At 52.7% G+C, this 17,782-nt stretch carries 18 protein-coding genes; 10 read left to right on the forward strand and 8 right to left on the reverse strand.

Annotated features, from left to right (window positions below):
- Window positions 1–30 precede the first annotated feature (30 nt).
- The 6 genes from BM155_RS11040 to BM155_RS17710 all read left to right on the forward strand — a co-directional run bounded on the left by BM155_RS11040 (window position 31) and on the right by BM155_RS17710 (window position 4,101).
- Window positions 31–552, forward strand: coding sequence for a hypothetical protein (locus BM155_RS11040; protein ID WP_067154376.1), 522 nt, complete (start codon window positions 31–33; stop codon window positions 550–552).
- Window positions 553–886: 334 nt separating this feature from the next.
- Complete coding sequence (locus tag BM155_RS11045) at window positions 887–1,687, forward strand: hypothetical protein (RefSeq protein ID WP_254773172.1); 801 nt, start codon at window positions 887–889, stop codon at window positions 1,685–1,687.
- A gap of 448 nt (window positions 1,688–2,135) precedes the next feature.
- On the forward strand, window positions 2,136–2,267 hold the full coding sequence (locus tag BM155_RS17705) for a cupin domain-containing protein (RefSeq protein ID WP_265964964.1): 132 nt from the start codon (window positions 2,136–2,138) through the stop codon (window positions 2,265–2,267).
- Window positions 2,268–2,798: 531 nt separating this feature from the next.
- Window positions 2,799–3,161: a hypothetical protein gene (locus BM155_RS11055; protein WP_074903129.1), complete on the forward strand. Its 363-nt coding sequence runs from the start codon at window positions 2,799–2,801 to the stop codon at window positions 3,159–3,161.
- Window positions 3,162–3,500: 339 nt separating this feature from the next.
- Complete coding sequence (locus BM155_RS11060) at window positions 3,501–3,791, forward strand: hypothetical protein (protein ID WP_139223235.1); 291 nt, start codon at window positions 3,501–3,503, stop codon at window positions 3,789–3,791.
- Window positions 3,792–3,975: 184 nt separating this feature from the next.
- On the forward strand, window positions 3,976–4,101 hold the full coding sequence (locus BM155_RS17710; RefSeq protein WP_265964969.1) for a hypothetical protein: 126 nt from the start codon (window positions 3,976–3,978) through the stop codon (window positions 4,099–4,101).
- A gap of 431 nt (window positions 4,102–4,532) precedes the next feature.
- Here BM155_RS17710 and BM155_RS11065 read toward each other — a convergent pair whose 3' ends face one another.
- Window positions 4,533–4,751, reverse strand: a complete 219-nt coding sequence (locus BM155_RS11065; protein ID WP_074903133.1) for an OmpA family protein — start codon at window positions 4,749–4,751, stop codon at window positions 4,533–4,535.
- Window positions 4,752–5,124: 373 nt separating this feature from the next.
- Here BM155_RS11065 and BM155_RS11070 point away from each other — a divergent pair, with 373 nt between their 5' ends.
- Window positions 5,125–5,697, forward strand: coding sequence for a hypothetical protein (locus tag BM155_RS11070; protein WP_074903135.1), 573 nt, complete (start codon window positions 5,125–5,127; stop codon window positions 5,695–5,697).
- Window positions 5,698–6,268: 571 nt separating this feature from the next.
- On the opposite strand, the gene BM155_RS16795 is transcribed toward BM155_RS11070, so the two are convergent.
- Window positions 6,269–6,871: a toll/interleukin-1 receptor domain-containing protein gene (locus BM155_RS16795; protein ID WP_083421161.1), complete on the reverse strand. Its 603-nt coding sequence runs from the start codon at window positions 6,869–6,871 to the stop codon at window positions 6,269–6,271.
- A 574-nt stretch (window positions 6,872–7,445) separates the two neighbouring features.
- On the opposite strand from BM155_RS16795, the gene BM155_RS17450 reads away from it, so the two are divergent.
- A complete protein-coding gene (locus BM155_RS17450; RefSeq protein WP_217641517.1) occupies window positions 7,446–7,640 on the forward strand; it encodes a cupin domain-containing protein in 195 nt (64 codons plus the stop codon).
- 221 nt (window positions 7,641–7,861) lie between these two features.
- Here the strand turns inward: BM155_RS17450 and BM155_RS11085 are convergent, their stop codons facing one another.
- Both BM155_RS11085 and BM155_RS11090 read right to left on the reverse strand, forming a co-directional pair.
- The gene (locus tag BM155_RS11085) at window positions 7,862–8,170 is read right to left on the reverse strand and encodes a hypothetical protein (RefSeq protein WP_067154357.1); all 309 of its coding nucleotides are present in this window, start codon (window positions 8,168–8,170) and stop codon (window positions 7,862–7,864) included.
- 412 nt (window positions 8,171–8,582) lie between these two features.
- Complete coding sequence (locus BM155_RS11090; protein ID WP_074903139.1) at window positions 8,583–9,011, reverse strand: hypothetical protein; 429 nt, start codon at window positions 9,009–9,011, stop codon at window positions 8,583–8,585.
- Between the two features lie 128 nt (window positions 9,012–9,139).
- Between BM155_RS11090 and BM155_RS11095 the strand changes: the two genes are divergently transcribed.
- Window positions 9,140–10,171: a Fe(3+) ABC transporter substrate-binding protein gene (locus BM155_RS11095; RefSeq protein ID WP_074903329.1), complete on the forward strand. Its 1,032-nt coding sequence runs from the start codon at window positions 9,140–9,142 to the stop codon at window positions 10,169–10,171.
- Between the two features lie 130 nt (window positions 10,172–10,301).
- Window positions 10,302–11,939 (forward strand): ABC transporter permease, encoded by a 1,638-nt coding sequence (locus BM155_RS11100; RefSeq protein WP_254773173.1) that lies wholly within the window; start codon window positions 10,302–10,304, stop codon window positions 11,937–11,939.
- Window positions 11,940–12,060: 121 nt separating this feature from the next.
- On the opposite strand, the gene BM155_RS11105 is transcribed toward BM155_RS11100, so the two are convergent.
- The 4 genes from BM155_RS11105 to BM155_RS11120 form a co-directional block, all read right to left on the reverse strand.
- Window positions 12,061–13,122: an ABC transporter ATP-binding protein gene (locus BM155_RS11105; protein ID WP_074903141.1), complete on the reverse strand. Its 1,062-nt coding sequence runs from the start codon at window positions 13,120–13,122 to the stop codon at window positions 12,061–12,063.
- Window positions 13,123–13,187: 65 nt separating this feature from the next.
- Window positions 13,188–14,450, reverse strand: coding sequence for an adenosylmethionine--8-amino-7-oxononanoate transaminase (gene bioA, locus BM155_RS11110; protein WP_074903143.1), 1,263 nt, complete (start codon window positions 14,448–14,450; stop codon window positions 13,188–13,190).
- A gap of 83 nt (window positions 14,451–14,533) precedes the next feature.
- The gene (locus BM155_RS11115; RefSeq protein WP_083421162.1) at window positions 14,534–16,984 is read right to left on the reverse strand and encodes an ABC transporter permease; all 2,451 of its coding nucleotides are present in this window, start codon (window positions 16,982–16,984) and stop codon (window positions 14,534–14,536) included.
- Complete coding sequence (locus BM155_RS11120; RefSeq protein WP_074903145.1) at window positions 16,984–17,700, reverse strand: ABC transporter ATP-binding protein; 717 nt, start codon at window positions 17,698–17,700, stop codon at window positions 16,984–16,986. Before BM155_RS11120 ends, BM155_RS11115 begins: the two co-directional genes overlap by 1 nt.
- Window positions 17,701–17,782: the final 82 nt, after the last annotated feature.

A 17,782-nucleotide genomic window follows, 5' to 3' on the forward strand; every position in this document is an offset into this window, starting at 1 on the left:
CTGCTACAAGTGTTAACTCTATGAGGCCGCATGGAAGAAATATTTAACTGGGTAAGACCAATACTTAGCGGGTTAGCGGGCGGACTCTTTGTCTGGGCGTTAGTCGCATTCACTAAAGATCAAGGAAAGCATGAAGGCAGTATAAGACATCTACATTACGGGAAGCCTTTCAAGATATTTGCTTTGCTGCTAATTCCTTTTTCCGTTTTCGTGGTCTATGCAGTTTCCCAATCATATAAAGGTCAAGAAATACCGGCGTTTCTTGTTGCATTGGGTTTTGTTTCGGGTGCCATATTTTTCCCTTACCAAGCTTTCTTCGTAAGGTTTAGCTACGATGACGAATTCGTTTATTATAAAAGCCCCTTGGTGGGAACAAAGAAAGAGCCGTGGGGTAATCTCATAGATGTAGGTTACTCTAAACTACTCCAAGCTGACTTCATTGTGGTTGATGGCATTGGGAAAATCTGGTGTTCGAATATGCTTAATGGGTATGGTGAGCTTGGTGAGTTTCTTGAGAAGAAGGTTCAAGAGCTATATCCAGAGCAGAGTTAAGGAACCTCTGATTAAGTCACTTTCTGGTGGCAGAGGCGCTTCGGGGGCGGATGTGAAGCTCAGGTGATAGGACGGGCATTTCGAAACCGTCGGATACAGGGATGTATCCGTCGGAGCTACAAGGAAGTACTCGTGCGTTTTCGAAATGCCCGTCCTATTGCCTGAGCGCCCCGGAAGCTACCATAGTGTCCACGCGAATTAATCAGAGGTTCCTTAACAAGGCGCTGTTGTCGGACCGGCCTCCCGCTGGAAGGCGCTCCAAACCAGCCGCAAATCGCGAATAAGGTAAGCCGCTCCTACCGTGGGAGTTACATGCCTAGGAGAGTTTTCAACATTGGATAATGATCAGTTTTACCCTAAGGAAATTATGAATATAACGTTAAGATCAATTGGAGTTTTCGGTGTCCTATTATTTGGAGTCTTGTTCTTTGTAACCTTTGTTTCTCCTGAGAGAATCGAGCATTCAGCCAAGGGTTTTGTAAAATATCAAATTGAGAAAGAAATCCGTGAAAAGCATCAAGTTTTGACAGAATCTGATGTCGCTACCAAGGCTTTGAATATTGCTAGTAGGCTGGGGTTTGAAAAGGAAAAAATTCAAGAGAATATCGACAATAAGCTACCCGAGAAGATTGCGAGTATAGTTGCCGCAATGTGCGGTTATGATTGTGAAAAAAAGAAAATTTTGGCGCAATCTATAACGTCTGGCTATTTAGAGCGTATTAAAAGTATTGAGATCGCTCAAAACACGTTAGGTGATATTGTAAAGAGTAAATATGTTGAAATTGTGGGTAACTTAAAAGTAGACCTTCGGATATTTCTTGGCACTAATTTTGTAATGTTTTTGATTCTTTTGGGAATATCTTTTGCTAAGCCGAAAGCTGTTGTCCACCTGTTTTTACCAGGAATGCTTTTGCTATTATCAACGATAATATCTTCATCTATATATATTTGGGGTCAGGATTGGTTTTATACAATTTTGTATAATGATTATATGGGGTTTGGGTATCTGGCCTATATATCGGTGATTTTTGCTGTACTATTAGATATTGTATTTAATAAAGCAAGGATCACGAGTGAAATTTTAAATGGCATTTCTAATGCGATCGGTTCTGCCTTCTCGGTGGTGCCGTGCTAATTGTATTTAAGGAACCTCTGATTAAGTCACTTTCTGGTAGCAGATGCGCTTCGGGGTGGATGTGAAACTCAGGTGATAGGACGGATATTTCGAAACCGTCGGATACAGGGATGTATCCGTCGGAGCTACAGGGAAGTACTCGTGCGTTTTCGAAATATCCGTCTTGCTGCCTGAGCGCCCCGGAAACTACCATAGTGTTCACGCGAATTAATCAGAGATTCCTTTACATAGGTTATTCCCGAGCTGGAATACAACAAAATCAAGAAATACGGCATTGTATATTAATGTGGCATACTCCAATTCTTAATGGAGCCTTGGTATAAGAAAATGTACTGATTTTATCTTGAGGGGCTACTATAGATACTAACCATAGAAAACCCGGAAAATCGCCTGCACAAGTGTATCCGATGACTCTGTGTTCAACCCATGGCAGCAATGGGAAGTTCGGATGGATAAGGCAGAACTGAAAAGTTTCTCTGAGCCGGATGAAGTGCGTGAGTTTCCCAAGGGACGGGTGGAGTTGCTGAAGATAGGCGGTGGGATTGTCGGCCGCGCTGTCTTTGAGCCGGGCTGGCGTTGATCGGAATCAGTGCGGCCAATTTTAAATACACAGAGTTGTGATGCTCCGCATTTTCAATATCAAATATCCGGAAGATTGAGGGTATTAACGGACGACGGTACAGAAATCGATTGTAAACCCGGTGATGTTCTGTTGCTGCCCACGGGACACGATGCCTGGGTGGTTGGGGATGAGCCTGTGGTGACAAAACTGGACACCCACCAATTGAAAACGTGATGGAAAAGCTAGGATAAAATGTCTTGCGAAGGTTGGCAGGGTGGTGGACCCTGGCACTATCGCTCTCGATGGCTATCTACGTGCTAACAGTGTTTACAATAGTTGAAGGAACAAAGATTTAGATTGGTAGCGAAAAGCGGTTGTTGTGAGCGTTTCATTTGGGGCCGGCATTGCTACTGGGGTATTGGTTGGTACGCTTATAGCGATGACGTCTGTTGGGTTTATTGTTGGCGTTTTTGTGGGAGGTGCAGCCGCCGTTGGAGTGGGCTATGGAGTCAAAGAAATTGTTGGGTGGATATATGACTAGTGGTAATCATGAATAATCATTCTTTGATGCTATTTTTTGTCGTCATAGCCCTCGGAGGTGTGGCAAGCATGATGCTCGGTCTTCTGCTTCTCCGCCTAACGCTAACTCGTCGCCTTAAGAAAAAACTGCAGGCAACCGGAGACTACTGGGAGAGTGGTACCATCGATTTTGGTTTTATAAATACCGCAATATTTGCCTGGGCTTGCACAATGCGTCGCGTTCAGAAGCTTGAAAGGTTTCAGTTAATCTACCCGGGGCTGGATGTCAGGTCATATGCAAATGGGTTTGAAAGAGTTGCAGCCTATGGCACTGTCGGTGGGTTATTGGCTGCTTCCCTGGGTGTTGTCTTCTTTTTCATTTTTAAGTTATAGCCATAGAAAAATTGAACTCTCGATAATTTAAAAGTAAGTTTATGGGGTCGTACATATTTAGTCTTTTTTTCGCAGCTTGCTATACGGGGAAATAGAGCCGACGTTCCGAGCGGAGTTGCGCCAAACCGTTTTTTTGTGGCGCAGTAGTCCTTCGCGGAATCTCGCGATAGTGTTTTTCAAGGAAAGGAAAAACTTTAGAAAGTGAATGGCGTTTTAAAAGTGTCCATGAATAGCGTGAATCTAGCACCTGACAAGGCCAGTCAGAGGGACACAAAACTCGCCGCTTTGCTGCGGTTTTCGTGCTCCTGCTGGCAGTGTTATGCATCTTAGTGACTTGAAGTGAATAATGTAGAAATGGAAGAAAAGAAGAAATTCCCTAAGGAAATCGCAATTGCACTGGCTGTCGTCGGTGTGCTAGTTTCACTGGCTCCAGTTGCCATCATTCAAAATGAGGCAGCAGTTTTACCCGTAATATTTGGCCTTTTAATGAACTTCGTTCTTATACCTTCTATATTTCTACTGTTTGGCGGTATCCAGAAACTACGTGATAAGCAGTTCAACTTGTGGAACGCATACTACCTTGGGCTCTTTGTTGCCATAGTTTTGGCGGTACAAAAGCTGGCTGCGTAGTGGCTATGCATAACAAGGCCGGGCCGTTTGCTCCAGGTCTTTGTCCCTTCGCGGGATATCTTATCTTGTGCGCATATTGCGGGGTAGTGAATCATCCTTTCTGTTAGTTTACCCGCGCGTGATCTAGGAGCGGGCCACGGTTAGACTGATAGTCGCCAAACATTCAGTCTAAAAGGAGATAACCGTGACCCACGATAATGAGAATACAGCAGCAATATCAGCTATGGCTGAAATCCTTTCTGATCAAGGATTTGATGGGCTGGCCTCGGCTTTCCTGGTTCTGCTCAACGAGCTGATGTTGATAGAATGAGATCAGTACCCGGGAGCGCCCTTCTGCGAGCGTTCATAGAGTCGTTGGGGCTATGTCGTACAAGATTCGGTATTTGCATATAGTTAACCTCGCTTTTGTCAAGGTTTTTTTAGTGTGGCCCATAATTTGTTGATTTGTCAGTATTTATAGCGTTGGTTAAATTTTCTCCACAAAAGGGTTGTGCTGGTTATACGGGCGCTGGAGGCGTTTGTAAGCGGAATATACATAGAGTTATCCACTGTATCTGTGGACGATATGGATGAGAATGAGGTGGCTATCAGCTGGGGTGTCTTTGCTTCGCCACTACCTGTAGGCAAGAGCGCCCCGACTTGATTGGGTGTGTAGGTATTCGAGGTATCTATGCTGGCCGGGCTTGTTCGCTACTTACACTGTGAGCAAGCCCGGCTGAAAAGTTACTTCTCGCTGACTGCTCAGCAGAAGCGCATTTCTACCCGCCGGTTCTGGGCGCGACCGCTTTCAGCCTCATTGCTTGCTACCGGTTGTTGTTCTCCATAACCTTTTGCTGTCAATCTGGTGGCATCGACCCCGTTTTGGATTAGGAAAGCGCGTACAGCTTCGGCTCGTTCACTGGATAGTTGCAGGTTGTAGTCGTCGTTGCCACGGCTGTCTGTGTGGTCCGCAATTTCCACTTTCGGGTTTGCGGTTCAGGTAGTGTTAGCGATTCGGACCGATTTCTAACTGCTTGAGTCTCGCTAGTTGGTGGTCATCAGTGCGATAAGATGTAAATTGCGGTTCCGTATCAATTGCAGGAGCAGACTATTCTCCGTGGCCCTTTATTCCAATAGTGCTTCCCCAGGATGACCTGGCACTGTTGATTGCGGATATTCTGTCTTTATGCCGGCAACTGAAGGAGGGTGCTCTTTTGATGAACCAGCAAATTGATCGAAAGACGTTAGGCTAGATAAAAGAAGCTGTATCCATGTGCGTGATCTTTTTGCAACTTATAAACCGTGTGAAATGTCCTCGGGTGGTGGTCTCCATTATTGATATAAGGAAGAAAAGATGTTGACTGACAGGGCAAAAAAGTATCTGGCGACTCTCGAACGGGTGCCCTCTATTCCGACTAGAGAGATAGAGCGCATTCTGTCTGATAATGAATATCCATGTATTCCAGAATGGCTAGAATTTCATGACAGATTTTCCGGGTATATAGAGCCTTTGGGGCTGGATAGGGCCGTGTGGGGATTGGCCCATAATTCTCCTGTCTGGATGGATTCATTTTCTGTCGATGTTGAATGCGACAAAATAGAAGGAACTTTTGAGGTTGTCTGCGCAGATGTTCATCCTTCATATAATTATACTATTGATGATAGGGGGCATTTTTTCGGATTGGCTTCAGAATCTTTTGAAATTTATGTAGAACGCAAAGCGGTTGGTTTTTTATTTTCGAAAGCGGGAAGTGTGAGACCGATTAGAGTGGCGGATATCGAAGATGAAGTTATTGGGCATATACTGAATAAGGAAAATCTCATTTCTGAGGCGACAGATAAATTTTTCACTTATTATCGGTATGATAATTACCTTTGCGTGCAGAATTCTGAAAATTTATCGATAAATGGCTGGATTATAGTTTAGGGTGGAGAGTAATGAACGCCTACAAATGAAGGATGGGAAAAATGAGCATGTAGTATATGCGCGGCCATAGGTAAAAGTTACCATCACTGAGTAGTTGGTATGTTGAGTGGGTTGAATGGACAGTATCAATCAGAAATTTGAAGTGGCATTCGATGTTTCGATTCGGGTAGAGGTGCAGATTGATCCTTAGCTACTCGAGAACGGGTACTAATCATCAAGAGCGCTTGATGGGTTCGTTTGAGTGCTGTCATTGCTTCTGGGCGCTTAAACAATGGATGGATATTTCGGAAACGCACGGGTGCTTCCCTGTAGCGCCGACGGGTATGCCCTTGTGCCCGATAGTTTTGAAAAATCCACCCCGCAGCCTGTGATTCTCATTTTGGACGTTTCTTTATTATTCAGGAACGAAATAATCTGTTGTTCCTTAGATATTTTTTATATTCACTGTCTCGGGTTACATCTTCTTTCTTTAGAAAGTCTAAGACTTTGCGTTAATTGGTTTAACATGCTCTGATTTTAATTGGTCGCGTATGGTTAAATTTATAGAAAGACAGTTTACCAGTCTTTTTAATTACAGATTGCCTATGGCGTCGATCAGTGACTGAAGAGCGGATTCTGTAATAATAAAATCGCCTTTGTCCCAGGCTAGAGGATCATGTTTCGCTTGGAACTTTGCGGCACTTACTCGTTGAACAGGGACGCCATTTAGTACTAAGGATGAATTTCCTGAGAGATCTAGAACAATACCTTTAAGCGGTCTTTGTAGTGGGCGGCGTTTGCTTTCGCTTATGAACTGGCTCCACTCTTGCATGCACCACTGGCTGTGGGCAAATTCGTCTGTATACACAAAAATCATCGCTTTGGCTTCTGACATGGCCTTGGTGTAGAGCTCATTCCAGTCAGTTCTTCTGGCGCCAATGGGTATGGCTCCCGTTGGGGATCGCATATGTGAGCGATAATCTGGTGAGACAAAAGCGACATTTGGGGGCGGGACAGCATTTCCAAATGTATTTGCATGCATGGTATTACCAGATCGGGATACAACAGAATCTAGGTATACAGCATTTACGTGATACAAATTGTAATGTTTCATTAATTTGTCCCGTAGCCAATGGGCAAATGTAGAGCCGTGATTAACCATTGCAAAACTGAGTAGAATGAGCGTGTTGTCCATATGAATACCTTTCGGTTTGATGAGTTAGACTTTAATTAATTCGAATAAGTACGGCAGTAGAAGGTAGGTCTCTATTTATTTATTGGAACTGCTGCTATAGCGCAGTTCAAATTTTCTTGTTTAAATGCTCAGTGATTGACGGTGCTGGGCAATATGGGCACGGAAATAGGTGGTTTGACTAAAATTTACCTGTTGGATCTTAGAGAGTATCCCAGCACGATGATTTCTTGGGAGCACTTTATGGACTGCGAGTTTCTATCCGATTGTTTCATATGGCTATGAAAAGTATGTGATGCAAGTTAGGTTTTACATGTTTTTCTGAGTTGTCTTGGGGTTGGCGTCCTATTTTGGCGTCAAATACTGCATAAGACAGCCGTAAAATATTTGTATTCAATGATCTGATTTTCAGCTTGAGTGGACTCTTCCCTGTATTCGATGCGTGAATATAAAGGCCACGTTAGTCATTTTTTGTTTTTGCAGCGCGAGATAACATACAGTAAATCATGTTTTTCTTTTTTTAAGCTAATTTTTGTTGCGACCTATATTCAATCAATGTCAGCAATAGGGCTTTCGAATGGATAAGGCAGAACTTAGAAGTTTCTCTGAGCCGGATGAAGTGCGAGAGTTTCCAAAGGTAAGGGTAGAGTTGATGAAGATCGGTGGCGGTGTCGTCGGCCGCGCTATTTTCGAGCCGGGCTGGCGATGGTCGGAATCAGTGAGGCCGATTTTAAATACACAGAGCTGTGATGCACCGCATTTTCAATATTAAGTTTTCGGCAGATTGAGGATATTAATGGATGACGGCACAGAGTTTGATTGTAAGCCCGGTGATGTGCTGTTACTTCCCACGGGACACGATGCTGGGTGGTAGGGAATGAGCCGGTAGTGGTTGTGGATTTCCAGGGAATGGCAGACTACGGCAAAGGAGAGTAAGTGCCGTTCCCCGGCGTCGAGTAAAGGCCACTTTGGACATCGGGAAAACCGATATCCTCAGTTCCGGTCCGGGCGGTCTGAAATAATTAAGCCGCTGTCTGGATCCACTTCCAGCGCGCGCGGCTTGCCTCCGTAAAGCGCTTTTATTTTCCAACGTCCTCCGGCAAACGTTGCTTCGGTAATCGGTCTAAAACCGAGGTTGTGTAGTTTGCTGCGAATAGTGGAGTAATCTAGGGCGATTTCGGAGGGTTTATCGCCATACAGATCGGGGCTATCGTAAATCGGAGCCGGGGTGTTGGGGTTCAGGTTCGGGGGAATGGGAAAGGTTAGGGCGTTTACGAGCAATACCGTGGCAACAAAACTCATGTGTAACTCCTCTCACTACCCAGAATACTGATTGATAATGTGAGGAGACCAAAATTCCCATATTTATTCGGGCAGAATTCCGCACTAGGGAACCTCTGATTCATTTACGTGAACACATCCGCCCCCGAAGAACCTCTGCTACCAGGAAATGAATTATTCAGAGGTTTCCCAGGTACCTCTGATTAATCGTATAAACACTGTTGGCAGTTCCGTGGTGCTCGGGTGGTGGGATGGATATTTCGAAAACGCGCAAGTATTTCCCTGTCGCTCCGCTGGGCACGTCTTTGTATCCGGCGGTTTCGAATGTTCAATCTCATTGCCCGAGCACCTCATTTGGGTAAGGTGCCTCTTTATCCTACAGGAACGAATTAACCAGAAATTCTTTGGTATTGAGACGCAGCGGGCAGATGATTCACTGCCCGCTCTGTTCCAGACGTTGCTGAATCATGCGGCACCATTCTTCGCTTCCGCCGTCAGGTCCGTGGGTTCCGTCGCCGCCGGTGAGTTTGTCTATCGCCAGGAACCATTCATCGGTTCCGACTTCCGGCAGGCCGGCGGGGTAGAGTTCGGCCATGTCGCCGTTTTGCATCGTTATTACTTGCTCGTGTACCCATACAAACCACTCCGGCGTGCAGATGGTGGCCGCGGCGCTATCGTCAGATGGGGGTTCCGCGGATTCGGGTGGGGCAGGTGGCGTAACCGGTTCTTCCATCATCTCGGTGGCGCCTTGATCCGGCGGTGTAGTCTGGTGATCGCCGGGATCGTGGGTATCACTGTTGCGGCCGCAGCCGGCTAGGCCGATGGTGAGTACGAGTGCGATGAGTGCTAGGTGGTGGTACATGGGGCCTCCGCAAGTCGCCGTTTGTTTCTAAGCATAGGTGGAATTTGGCGGCACTGCAGGCGGTTGACTTTATCTGGGGTAAAAATGAGAATGTTTCTCAACTTACTGGAGCAGGGCATGGATTAATGATGCGTATCCGATCTTTTTCTTTCATCGCAATGTTTGTTGCAGGACTGGGCAGTGCGGTTGCGGTTTGTGCTGCGGAGCGGGTGAATATCTATTCCTACCGCCAGCCGTTTCTGATCGAGCCGGTGCTGGACAAGTTTACAGAGGAAACTGGCATCGAAACCAAGGTCGTTTATGCGAAAAGCGGCCTGAATGAGCGGCTGCAGCGGGAGGGACGCAACAGCCCGGCGGATCTGGTGCTGACTTCCGATACCCGCAACCTGATGGATTTGCTCGCCAAGGGCTTGACCCAGCCGGTGCGCAGTGACGTGCTGGAAGGGAATATCCCCGCACAGTTTCGCGATGAGAACGGAAATTGGTTTGGCCTGACGACACGCGCGCGTTTGATCTATGCCTCTAAGGAGCGGGTCAAGCCCGGTGAGATTACCCGCTATGAGGATCTGGCGGACCCCAAGTGGAAAGGCCGTATCTGCATTCGCAGTGGCAAACACCCCTACAATCTATCCTTATTTGCCTCCATGATTGCCCACCACGGTGAGGCGGAGACCAAAAAGTGGCTGCAGGGACTGAAAGCGAATCTAGCGCGCAAACCCCAAGGGAACGATCGCGCCCAGGTAAAAGCGATTAAGGAAGGGGTGTGCGATCTGTCTCTGGGCAACAGCTACTACTTTGGCAAGATGATCACCAATACCGAGCAGCCGGAGCAGATTGAGTGGGCCAAATCGGTCAATCTGGTGTTCCCCAACCAGCAGGATCGCGGCACCCATATGTTTGTTTCCGGAGCGGTGCTCACCAAGCATGCCCCCAACCGGGAAAACGCGGTCAAATTGCTGGAGTTCCTGAGTGGCTCTGAAGCCCAGTACCTGTATGCGGAGAAAAACTTCGAATTCCCCGTGCGGCCTGGTACGAAACGCTCCGAGCTGATCGAGGAATATATGGGCGAGTTTAAGGAAGATAGTTTAAGCCTGACGGAAATCGGCGCCCTGGTACCTGCTGCCTCTCGTCTGGTGGACGAGGTGGGCTTCGATTTTTAAAATCGTGGGACCCGATTAATTGTTGTGGCGCGGCCCCCGCTTTCCGGCGGGAGCCGCGTTTTTTGATTCTATGACCCCTGCATCTTCACTTTCCCGCCGAAATTTTTCCGGTTTGCGGTGGATATTGTCGGTGGCGGCGATAGCACTGCTGGTGGCTCTGCCGCTGTTGTCAGTTTTCTGGCTGGCGCTGTTTCCCGAGGAGAATATCTGGCCGCATCTGCTGGATACGGTACTTTTCCACTATATTTCTGCGACCCTGATGTTGGCGTTTGGCGTCGCTGTGCTGACCTTGTTGGCAGGCGTGGGCGCCGCTTGGCTGGTGACCATGTGCCGCTTTCCGGGGCGGGGTTTATTCGAATGGGCGCTGTTGCTACCTTTTGCGGTGCCGGCCTATGTCATCGCCTATGTGTACACGGATCTGCTGGAATACGCGGGGCCGGTGCAAAAATTTCTGCGGGCGTTGTGTGGTTGGCAGACGGCGCGGGATTACTGGTTCCCGGAAATCCGTAGCATGGGCGGTGCTATTGCCATGCTATCTCTGGTCCTCTATCCGTATGTGTATATGCTGGCGCGGGCCGCCTTTATCGAGCAGTGCGGGAGTATCCGCGCCGCCAGCCGCTCCCTCGGTTGCACACCTTGGCAGAGCTTTTTAAGGGTCTCGCTGCCCATGGCGCGCCCGGCGATTGCAGTGGGCCTCTCTCTGGTGCTGATGGAGACACTGAATGATTTCGGCACTGTGGATTTCTTTGCGGTGCGCACACTCAGTGTGGGCATCTACGATACCTGGCTGAGCCGCGGCAATTTGGGAGGCGCCGCCCAGATTGCTTGCAGCACGCTGGTTTTCGTGGTGCTGTTGATCGCGCTTGAGCGCCGGGGGCGCAAGGGACAACGGCATTTTGTGCAGTCTCCCGTGGCGGGCAGCGATTTCTATCGCCTTCGTGGTTGGCGCGCTTTGTCAGCCAGTCTTTTCTGTGCGTTGCTTCTGATCAGCGGTTTTGGTGTGCCGATTGTTGTGTTGGGCGGTTATGCGCTGGACAACTTTTCCAGTTACTGGAGCGGAGATTTCCTCGCCATAGCGCGCAATAGCTTTCTGCTCTCCGGTGCAGCCGCAGTGGTGACAGCGGTTCTGGGATTGTTACTGGCCTACGGCAAGCGCCTGTATCCACGGCGGTCGGTTAAGTCTCTTGTCGGTTTTGCCAAGCTGGGCTACGCCATGCCCGGTGCGGTAATGGCCATCGGTGTGCTGATTCCACTGGCGGCCTTCGACAATGCACTGGACGCGCTGCTGCGCGAGCACTTTGGTATCTCAACCGGGCTGCTACTGTCCGGCAGTGTTTTTGCGATCGTATTTGCTTATGCCGTGCGCTTTCTCGCCGTATCTGCCGGTGCCATAGAATCCAGTCTGGACAAGGTTACGCCGTCGATGGACCGCGCGGCCCGCTCTCTGGGGCGCAACAGCTGGCAGACACTGTGGGCGGTTCACTTCCCTCTGGTGCGCGCCGGGCTTCTGAGTGGTGCGCTGGTGGTGTTTGTGGACTGTATGAAGGAACTGCCGGCCACGCTGTTACTGCGTCCTTTTGGTTTTGAGACGCTGGCGACCCATGTATATCAGTTTGCGTCCGATGAGATGCTGGAACGTTCCGCATTGGGCGCGTTGATGATTGTGTTGGTGGGGTTGCTGCCGGTAATACTTCTGAGCCGTTCGATGGGGCGCCGCAGAGAAGGGCAGGTGGCTGAATTGGTGGAGAGTGAGGCGCCTACTCTGTGATCCCACCGCTGGCCGCCCTTAGGGAGCTTCTGATGAATTCGCTTCCCGATGGTGAAGATACTTCTCGCCCGAGAGTGGAGTACCTTTAAGCCCTGAGAGCGAATTGATCAGAGATTCCCCTTCATTGCTTGAGATCCGCTCGCTGAGGTTCAGTAAAGATTACCGGTGAGTTGATGCGCAAGGGAACTTCACTGCCCGGGGCGAACTGAAGTTCTGCGCTCAAGGTTGTTTCTATTATCCGCCCCGAGGGCAGGCGGAACTTGTACAGTACACTGCTGCCGAGAAAGCGCTTATCCACTACCTCGGCGTTTACCGCATCTGGATGTTCACCGGGTAGCAGGTCTTCGTTGCGCACAAAAATCTGGAATTCAGTACAGGTCGCTTGGACGGATGGAGGCAGCGGCATCCGCCCCATTTCTGTTTCGATCAGGTCCGGTTGTCGCAATTCTCCTCGCAGCAGGCTGCCTTCTCCGACGATACGTGCCACCGCTGCACTGGCCGGTGTGCGGTAGGTATTTTCCGGTGTGTCCCACTGCTGCAGCCGGCCACCGCTGAGTACGCCCAGTTTGTCCCCGGCTGCAAAGGCTTCGTCGCGGTCGTGGGTGACAATCAGTGCAGCCATACCCTCTTCGCGCAATATCTGACGTACTTCGGTGGCCAAACTGCGCCGCAGCTCCATATCCAGGTTGGAGAATGGCTCATCCATCAGCAGCAGCTGCGGGCGCGGCGCCAGTGCCCGGGCCAGGGCGACGCGCTGCTGCTGACCACCGGAGAGCTGGTGTGGATAGCGGTTGGCGAAGCTTTCCAGGCGCACCAGTTGCAGTAGTTGGCGCACACGGGCCTCCCGTTCCGGGGCGGGCAGGGATTTGAGGCCAAAGGCGATATTTTGTTGAAGATTCAGGTGGGGGAAGAGGGCGTAGTCCTGAAATACGACACCGATATGACGCTTCTCCGGCGGGGTGATGGCGTCGGGGGTGGCGATTGGTTTCCCTCCCAGTGCAATACAGCCTCTGTAGGGTGACTGGAAGCCCGCGATGGCGTGTAGCAGTGTGGTCTTGCCACAACCGCTGGGGCCGAGCAGACAGGCGATCTCCCCTTTGTCGAGCGTGAAGGAGACAGATTCGAGAATCACTTTTTCGCCGTAACGGCATTCAAGGTCAGTAACTTTTAACAGCGCTTGCACGAGAAAATTCCGGGAAAATACATTTGCCGGGTGGACTAAGCGCAATCCACCCACCACGGGAATTGTTAGGCCAGGACGTCGACCATGGCGTTTGTCAGTTGGCTCAGATCCTGTTCTGAAATTACATAGGGCGGCATGGCGTAAACCAGTTTGCCGAAGGGCCGCAGCCAGACGCCGCGCGCGATCAGCGCCTCTTGTACCCGCGCCATGTCTACCGGCTCGCGCATCTCCACCACGCCGATAGCGCCCAGGCAGCGCACATCGGCGACGGCATCGGCGTTGCGCAATGGAGCCAGTTCTCTCTGTAGTTGCTGTTCGATACTGGCGACACGCCGTTGCCAGGGGCTGGAGAGCAGCAGGTCGATACTGGCATTGGATACGGCACAGGCGAGGGGATTCCCCATAAACGTGGGGCCGTGCATAAAAACGCCCGCTTCGCCCCGGCAGATGCCTTCGGCAACTTTATCGGTACACAGGGTTGCGGCCAGGGTCATGGTGCCGCCGGTCAGTGCCTTGCCGAGGGTCAGGATGTCCGGGCTGATACCGGCGTGTTCACAGGCGAATAGCTTGCCGCTGCGGCCGAAACCGGTGGCGATTTCGTCGGCGATCAACAGCAGCTCGTGCTGGTCGCAGAGTTCGCGCACACGCTGTAAATATTCCGGTGAGTAAAAGCGCATACCGCCGGCGCCCTGGACGATTGGCTCGAGTATCACCGCCGCCAGTTGCCCGTGGTTTTCCTCGATCAATTGTTGCAGCTCGGCGATATCCGCGTCCTCGCAAGGCTCGTTAAAGGTGGGCCGCGGTGCGGGGGCGAAGAAGTGTTGAGTCAGTTGGCCCGCGAACAGGTGGTGCATACCGGTGACAGGGTCGCAGGCGGCCATAGCGCCGAAGGTGTCGCCGTGGTAGCCGTTGCGCAGCGCCAGCAGTTTGTTTTTTTCCGGGCGCCTCTGGGAATGCCAGTACTGCAGCGCCATTTTGATTGCAACTTCCACAGACACCGAGCCGGAATCGGCCAGAAAAACCCGCTGCAACGGTTGCGGGGTTATCTCCACCAATTTTTTGCACAGGTCGATGGCTGGCTGATGGGTGAGGCCGCCGAACATCACGTGCGACATCTTTTCCATCTGCTTTTGCAAGGCGGTGTTCAGCTCCGGCACATTGTAGCCGTGCAGGGCACACCACCAGGAGGACATGCCGTCGATCAGGGCGCGGCCATCTTCGAGGTAGAGGTGTACGCCCTCCGCGCGCGCTATGGGATAGACAGGCGGCGGGTCAATCAGGGAGGAGTAGGGGTGCCATATATGGGCGCGATCGAAGTCCAGATCCATACAGCTTTTTTTGACTCAGTTCGGAGTTGCCCCAGCGGGAGCGGCCCGCTTCCGGCCGCTCCCGCTGGGAGATAAATTCACATTCACGCGAGTTCGCGCAGTACTCTCAGCGGTGGCTGACTGACTGAGCGGCGGCAGGCGAGGGTGCCCGCGGTGCCGACCAGCAGCGCGCCCGCCAGCGGGCCCAGCAGCCACAATTGTGGGTGGAAGGTGAGCGGCAGCTCGAAAACCCGTTGTGCCAGTACCGCCAGTGTCGCCTCGGCGCCGATGGCCGCTAGCATACCGGCGGCGGCACCGAGCAGGCCAAATTCCAGTATCAGGCTCTGCAGCAGCAACCGCCGGCGACCGCCCAGTGTGCGGATAATCGCTGCCTCCTGCAAACGTTCGGAGATACTGGCGCGCACACCGGCCAAAAGTACCAACACACCGGCCACCAGCATCAATACCAGGACGGACTCAATGGCCAGGGACACCTGGCCGATGGTATCGCGGATACTCTGGATGATCTTGTCCAGCTCGATCACGCTGACACTGGGAAATTCGCGTACCAGGTCGTTGATCAACAGCTTTTGCTCCGGCGGCAAGTAGAAGCTCGTGATATAGGTCGCGGGGAAATCCTCCAGGGTGCCTGGGGCAAACAGCATATAGAAATTGGGCCTCATGCTGTTCCAGTTCAGGGAGCGGAAGCTGGCGACCGGCGCCTCGATGGTGAGGCCGCCGACGGAGAATCGCAGCTGGTCGCCCAGGGACAAGTTCAGGCGCGCCGCCAATTCCACTTCCACCGACACGCCTTCATTGACTTTGTCCCACCACTCGCCCTCCAAAATCCGGTTGTCGGGCGCCAGTGTTTCAGTCCAGCTGAGATTGAGTTCCCGGCGCAGTGCGTTGTCTTTCTCTTTGATCTCCTTTACCGGCACACCGTTGATGGCCACCAGGCGCCCGCGCACCATTGGGTAGATTTCGGTGCTGACAATACGGTTGTCTGCCAGCATTTTGCGCAGGTATTCAACTTCGTGTGGGGCGATATTCAGCAGAAAGTGGTTGGGGGCCTTTTCCGGCAGCTGCATGCGCCATTCATCGATCAACGCCGTGCGCGCGAACACAAGTGCCAGCATTGCCAGCAGTCCGGTGCCGAAGGCGGCGATCAACAGGGTGTTAAAGGCGGCGCGGCGCTGCAAGCTGCCCAGGGCGATACGCCAGGCACCACCGAAGGATGCCAGGTGCCCGCGCACTAATAGCCGGTTGACGAGGGCCGCACCGCTAACCAACAGTGCCAGGCCGCTAAAGAGGGCCGCGGTGATCGCAAGACTCCCGGACAGCCACCAGATCAGGATCAGCATGGAAGTGGGGCCGAGCACCAGCCCCAGCCATTCACGCCGGTCGGGGTTGCTCCAGTCGCGCCGCAGAGTCTGCATGGGGTCGGTGCGCGCCAGGCGCACGAGGGGAGCCACAGCAAAGCCGAGTGCGCAGGCGAAGCCGGTGGCCAGGCCGACGAGCAGTGGGTTCCAGCGGCTGGGAGGTGGTTCCACCGGAAAAACATCCGCCATCAGGGCCACGGCCTGGGACTGGATCAGACTGCCGGCGAGCAGGCCGACAGCGGTGGCCAGCAGGGTCAGTGCGGTCAGCTGGCCCAGGTAGATGGTCAAGACCTTGCCGCGACTGGCGCCGAGGCTTTTCATCACCGCCACGTAAGCCGTGTGGCGCAGACCGTAGCGGCGCGCGGCCAAGCCGACGGCGATGCCGGCCAGAAGTACGGCAAGGCTGCCAGCGAGGAACAGAAAACGCTCGGCGCGTTCAAGAGCCGTGGCCACTCGCGGCTGGCCATCGCGCAGGTCGATAACGCGCTGGTGTTCGGTCAATTGCGGTTTCAGCCAGGTGAAATAGCTCTGCAGCACTTTGTCGTCGCCGGCAAACAGATAGCGGTAGCGCACCCGGCTGCCCGGCTGAATGACACCGGCGGCGGGCAGGTCTTGCAGGTGCACTAATACCCGGGCGCCCATGTCGAAGAGGCTGGTGCCGCGGTCGGGTTCCCGTTCGAGCAGGCCGGTGATTTTCAAACTGGTGTCGCCCAGTTGCAGGGACTCGCCCAAATGCAATTGCAGTAGGGGCAGCAGGCGCGGCTCGACCCAGGCTTCACCGGGCGCGGGGCCTCGTTGCACTTGGTGTGTGGGGCCATTTTCGCGATCGCGCACTTCCAGCTCGCCGAGTAACGGATAGCCCTCTCCGGCGGCCTTGACCGACGCGAACTGGAACTGGTCGCCAGCGGCGACCATGGATGCGAACTGCACTACTTGCGCTGTTTGCAGGCCGCGTTCGCGGGCTTCTTGCAGCCAGGCCGGATCCACCGGCTGACTGCTGCGCAGCACCCGCTCGGCGGCGAGAAAGGTCAGTGATTGTTGCTGCATCGCACGGGCGAGGCGGTCGGTCACGTGGGAGATGGCGGTCACGCACGCAACCGCCAATACCAGCGCCGAGGCGATCAGGGCCAGTTCGCCGCCGCGCCAGTCTCTGAAGAGCAGTTTGAGGGGCAGCATCAGGTGGACACCTCCGGCAGGGACCCGCTGCCAGTTTCTCCCGCCGCTATCTCGCCCGCTACCATACGCATCTGCACGCCGCAGCGCTCGGCCAGACGCTGTTCGTGGGTGACCAGCACCAGGGTGGTGTTGGACTCTGCGTTGAGTTTGAACAGCAGCTCGATCACGCGTTCGCCGTTGGCGGCGTCGAGGCTGCCGGTAGGCTCGTCGGCGAAAAGAATGCCGTCGTCACCGGAAAAGCTGGCAAATGCCCGCGCGATGGCGACCCGCTGCTGCTCGCCGCCGGATAGCTGGCGCGGGTAATGATGCAGCCGGTGTGAGAGGCCGACCCGGTCGAGGAAATTGCCGGCACGCTTGGCGGCGCCGCCTTCTCCGCGCAGTTCACTCGGCAGCATGACGTTCTCCAGCGCGGTGAGCCCGGGCAGCAGTTGGAAGGTCTGAAACACAAAACCGACGCAGCGGGCGCGCAGAGCGGCGCGCTGTTCCTCATCCATCCGGGTGATCTCTTCGCCGGCGAGCCATATGCGACCGCCGGTCGGTTTGTCGAGACCGGCCAGCAGCCCGAGCAGGGTGGATTTGCCGGAACCAGAGGCACCGGTGATCGCGAGACTTTCGCCGCGGGCGAGTTGCAGGGAAATATTATTTAATAGGGTCAGCGGTCCCTCGCCGGTGCTGACCTGGTGGTACAGGTTTTCGGCCCTTAGCATGGCGGACATTCAGTGTTCCTTCTGCAGCGTCTTACACAGGAGAATTGGAGAGTATGACATGACGACAGATTTTTTCCGGAGGCTGTACCTG

It is taken from the genome of Microbulbifer thermotolerans (assembly GCF_900112305.1).
In the GTDB taxonomy this organism is placed as follows: Bacteria; Pseudomonadota; Gammaproteobacteria; order Pseudomonadales; family Cellvibrionaceae; genus Microbulbifer; species Microbulbifer thermotolerans.

What these genes read in the sequence shown, in the direction of transcription:
- BM155_RS11040 (WP_067154376.1), top strand. Translation starts at nt 31, where the DNA reads ATGGAAGAAATATTTAACTGGGTAAGACCAATACTTAGCGGGTTAGCG.
- BM155_RS17705 (WP_265964964.1), top strand. Translation starts at nt 2,136, where the DNA reads ATGGATAAGGCAGAACTGAAAAGTTTCTCTGAGCCGGATGAAGTGCGT.
- BM155_RS11055 (WP_074903129.1), top strand. Translation starts at nt 2,799, where the DNA reads ATGAATAATCATTCTTTGATGCTATTTTTTGTCGTCATAGCCCTCGGA.
- BM155_RS11070 (WP_074903135.1), top strand. Translation starts at nt 5,125, where the DNA reads ATGTTGACTGACAGGGCAAAAAAGTATCTGGCGACTCTCGAACGGGTG.
- BM155_RS16795 (WP_083421161.1), bottom strand. Translation starts at nt 6,871, where the DNA reads ATGGACAACACGCTCATTCTACTCAGTTTTGCAATGGTTAATCACGGC.
- BM155_RS17450 (WP_217641517.1), top strand. Translation starts at nt 7,446, where the DNA reads ATGGATAAGGCAGAACTTAGAAGTTTCTCTGAGCCGGATGAAGTGCGA.
- BM155_RS11085 (WP_067154357.1), bottom strand. Translation starts at nt 8,170, where the DNA reads ATGAGTTTTGTTGCCACGGTATTGCTCGTAAACGCCCTAACCTTTCCC.
- BM155_RS11090 (WP_074903139.1), bottom strand. Translation starts at nt 9,011, where the DNA reads ATGTACCACCACCTAGCACTCATCGCACTCGTACTCACCATCGGCCTA.
- BM155_RS11095 (WP_074903329.1), top strand. Translation starts at nt 9,140, where the DNA reads ATGCGTATCCGATCTTTTTCTTTCATCGCAATGTTTGTTGCAGGACTG.
- bioA (WP_074903143.1), bottom strand. Translation starts at nt 14,450, where the DNA reads ATGGATCTGGACTTCGATCGCGCCCATATATGGCACCCCTACTCCTCC.
- BM155_RS11115 (WP_083421162.1), bottom strand. Translation starts at nt 16,984, where the DNA reads ATGCTGCCCCTCAAACTGCTCTTCAGAGACTGGCGCGGCGGCGAACTG.
- BM155_RS11120 (WP_074903145.1), bottom strand. Translation starts at nt 17,700, where the DNA reads ATGTCCGCCATGCTAAGGGCCGAAAACCTGTACCACCAGGTCAGCACC.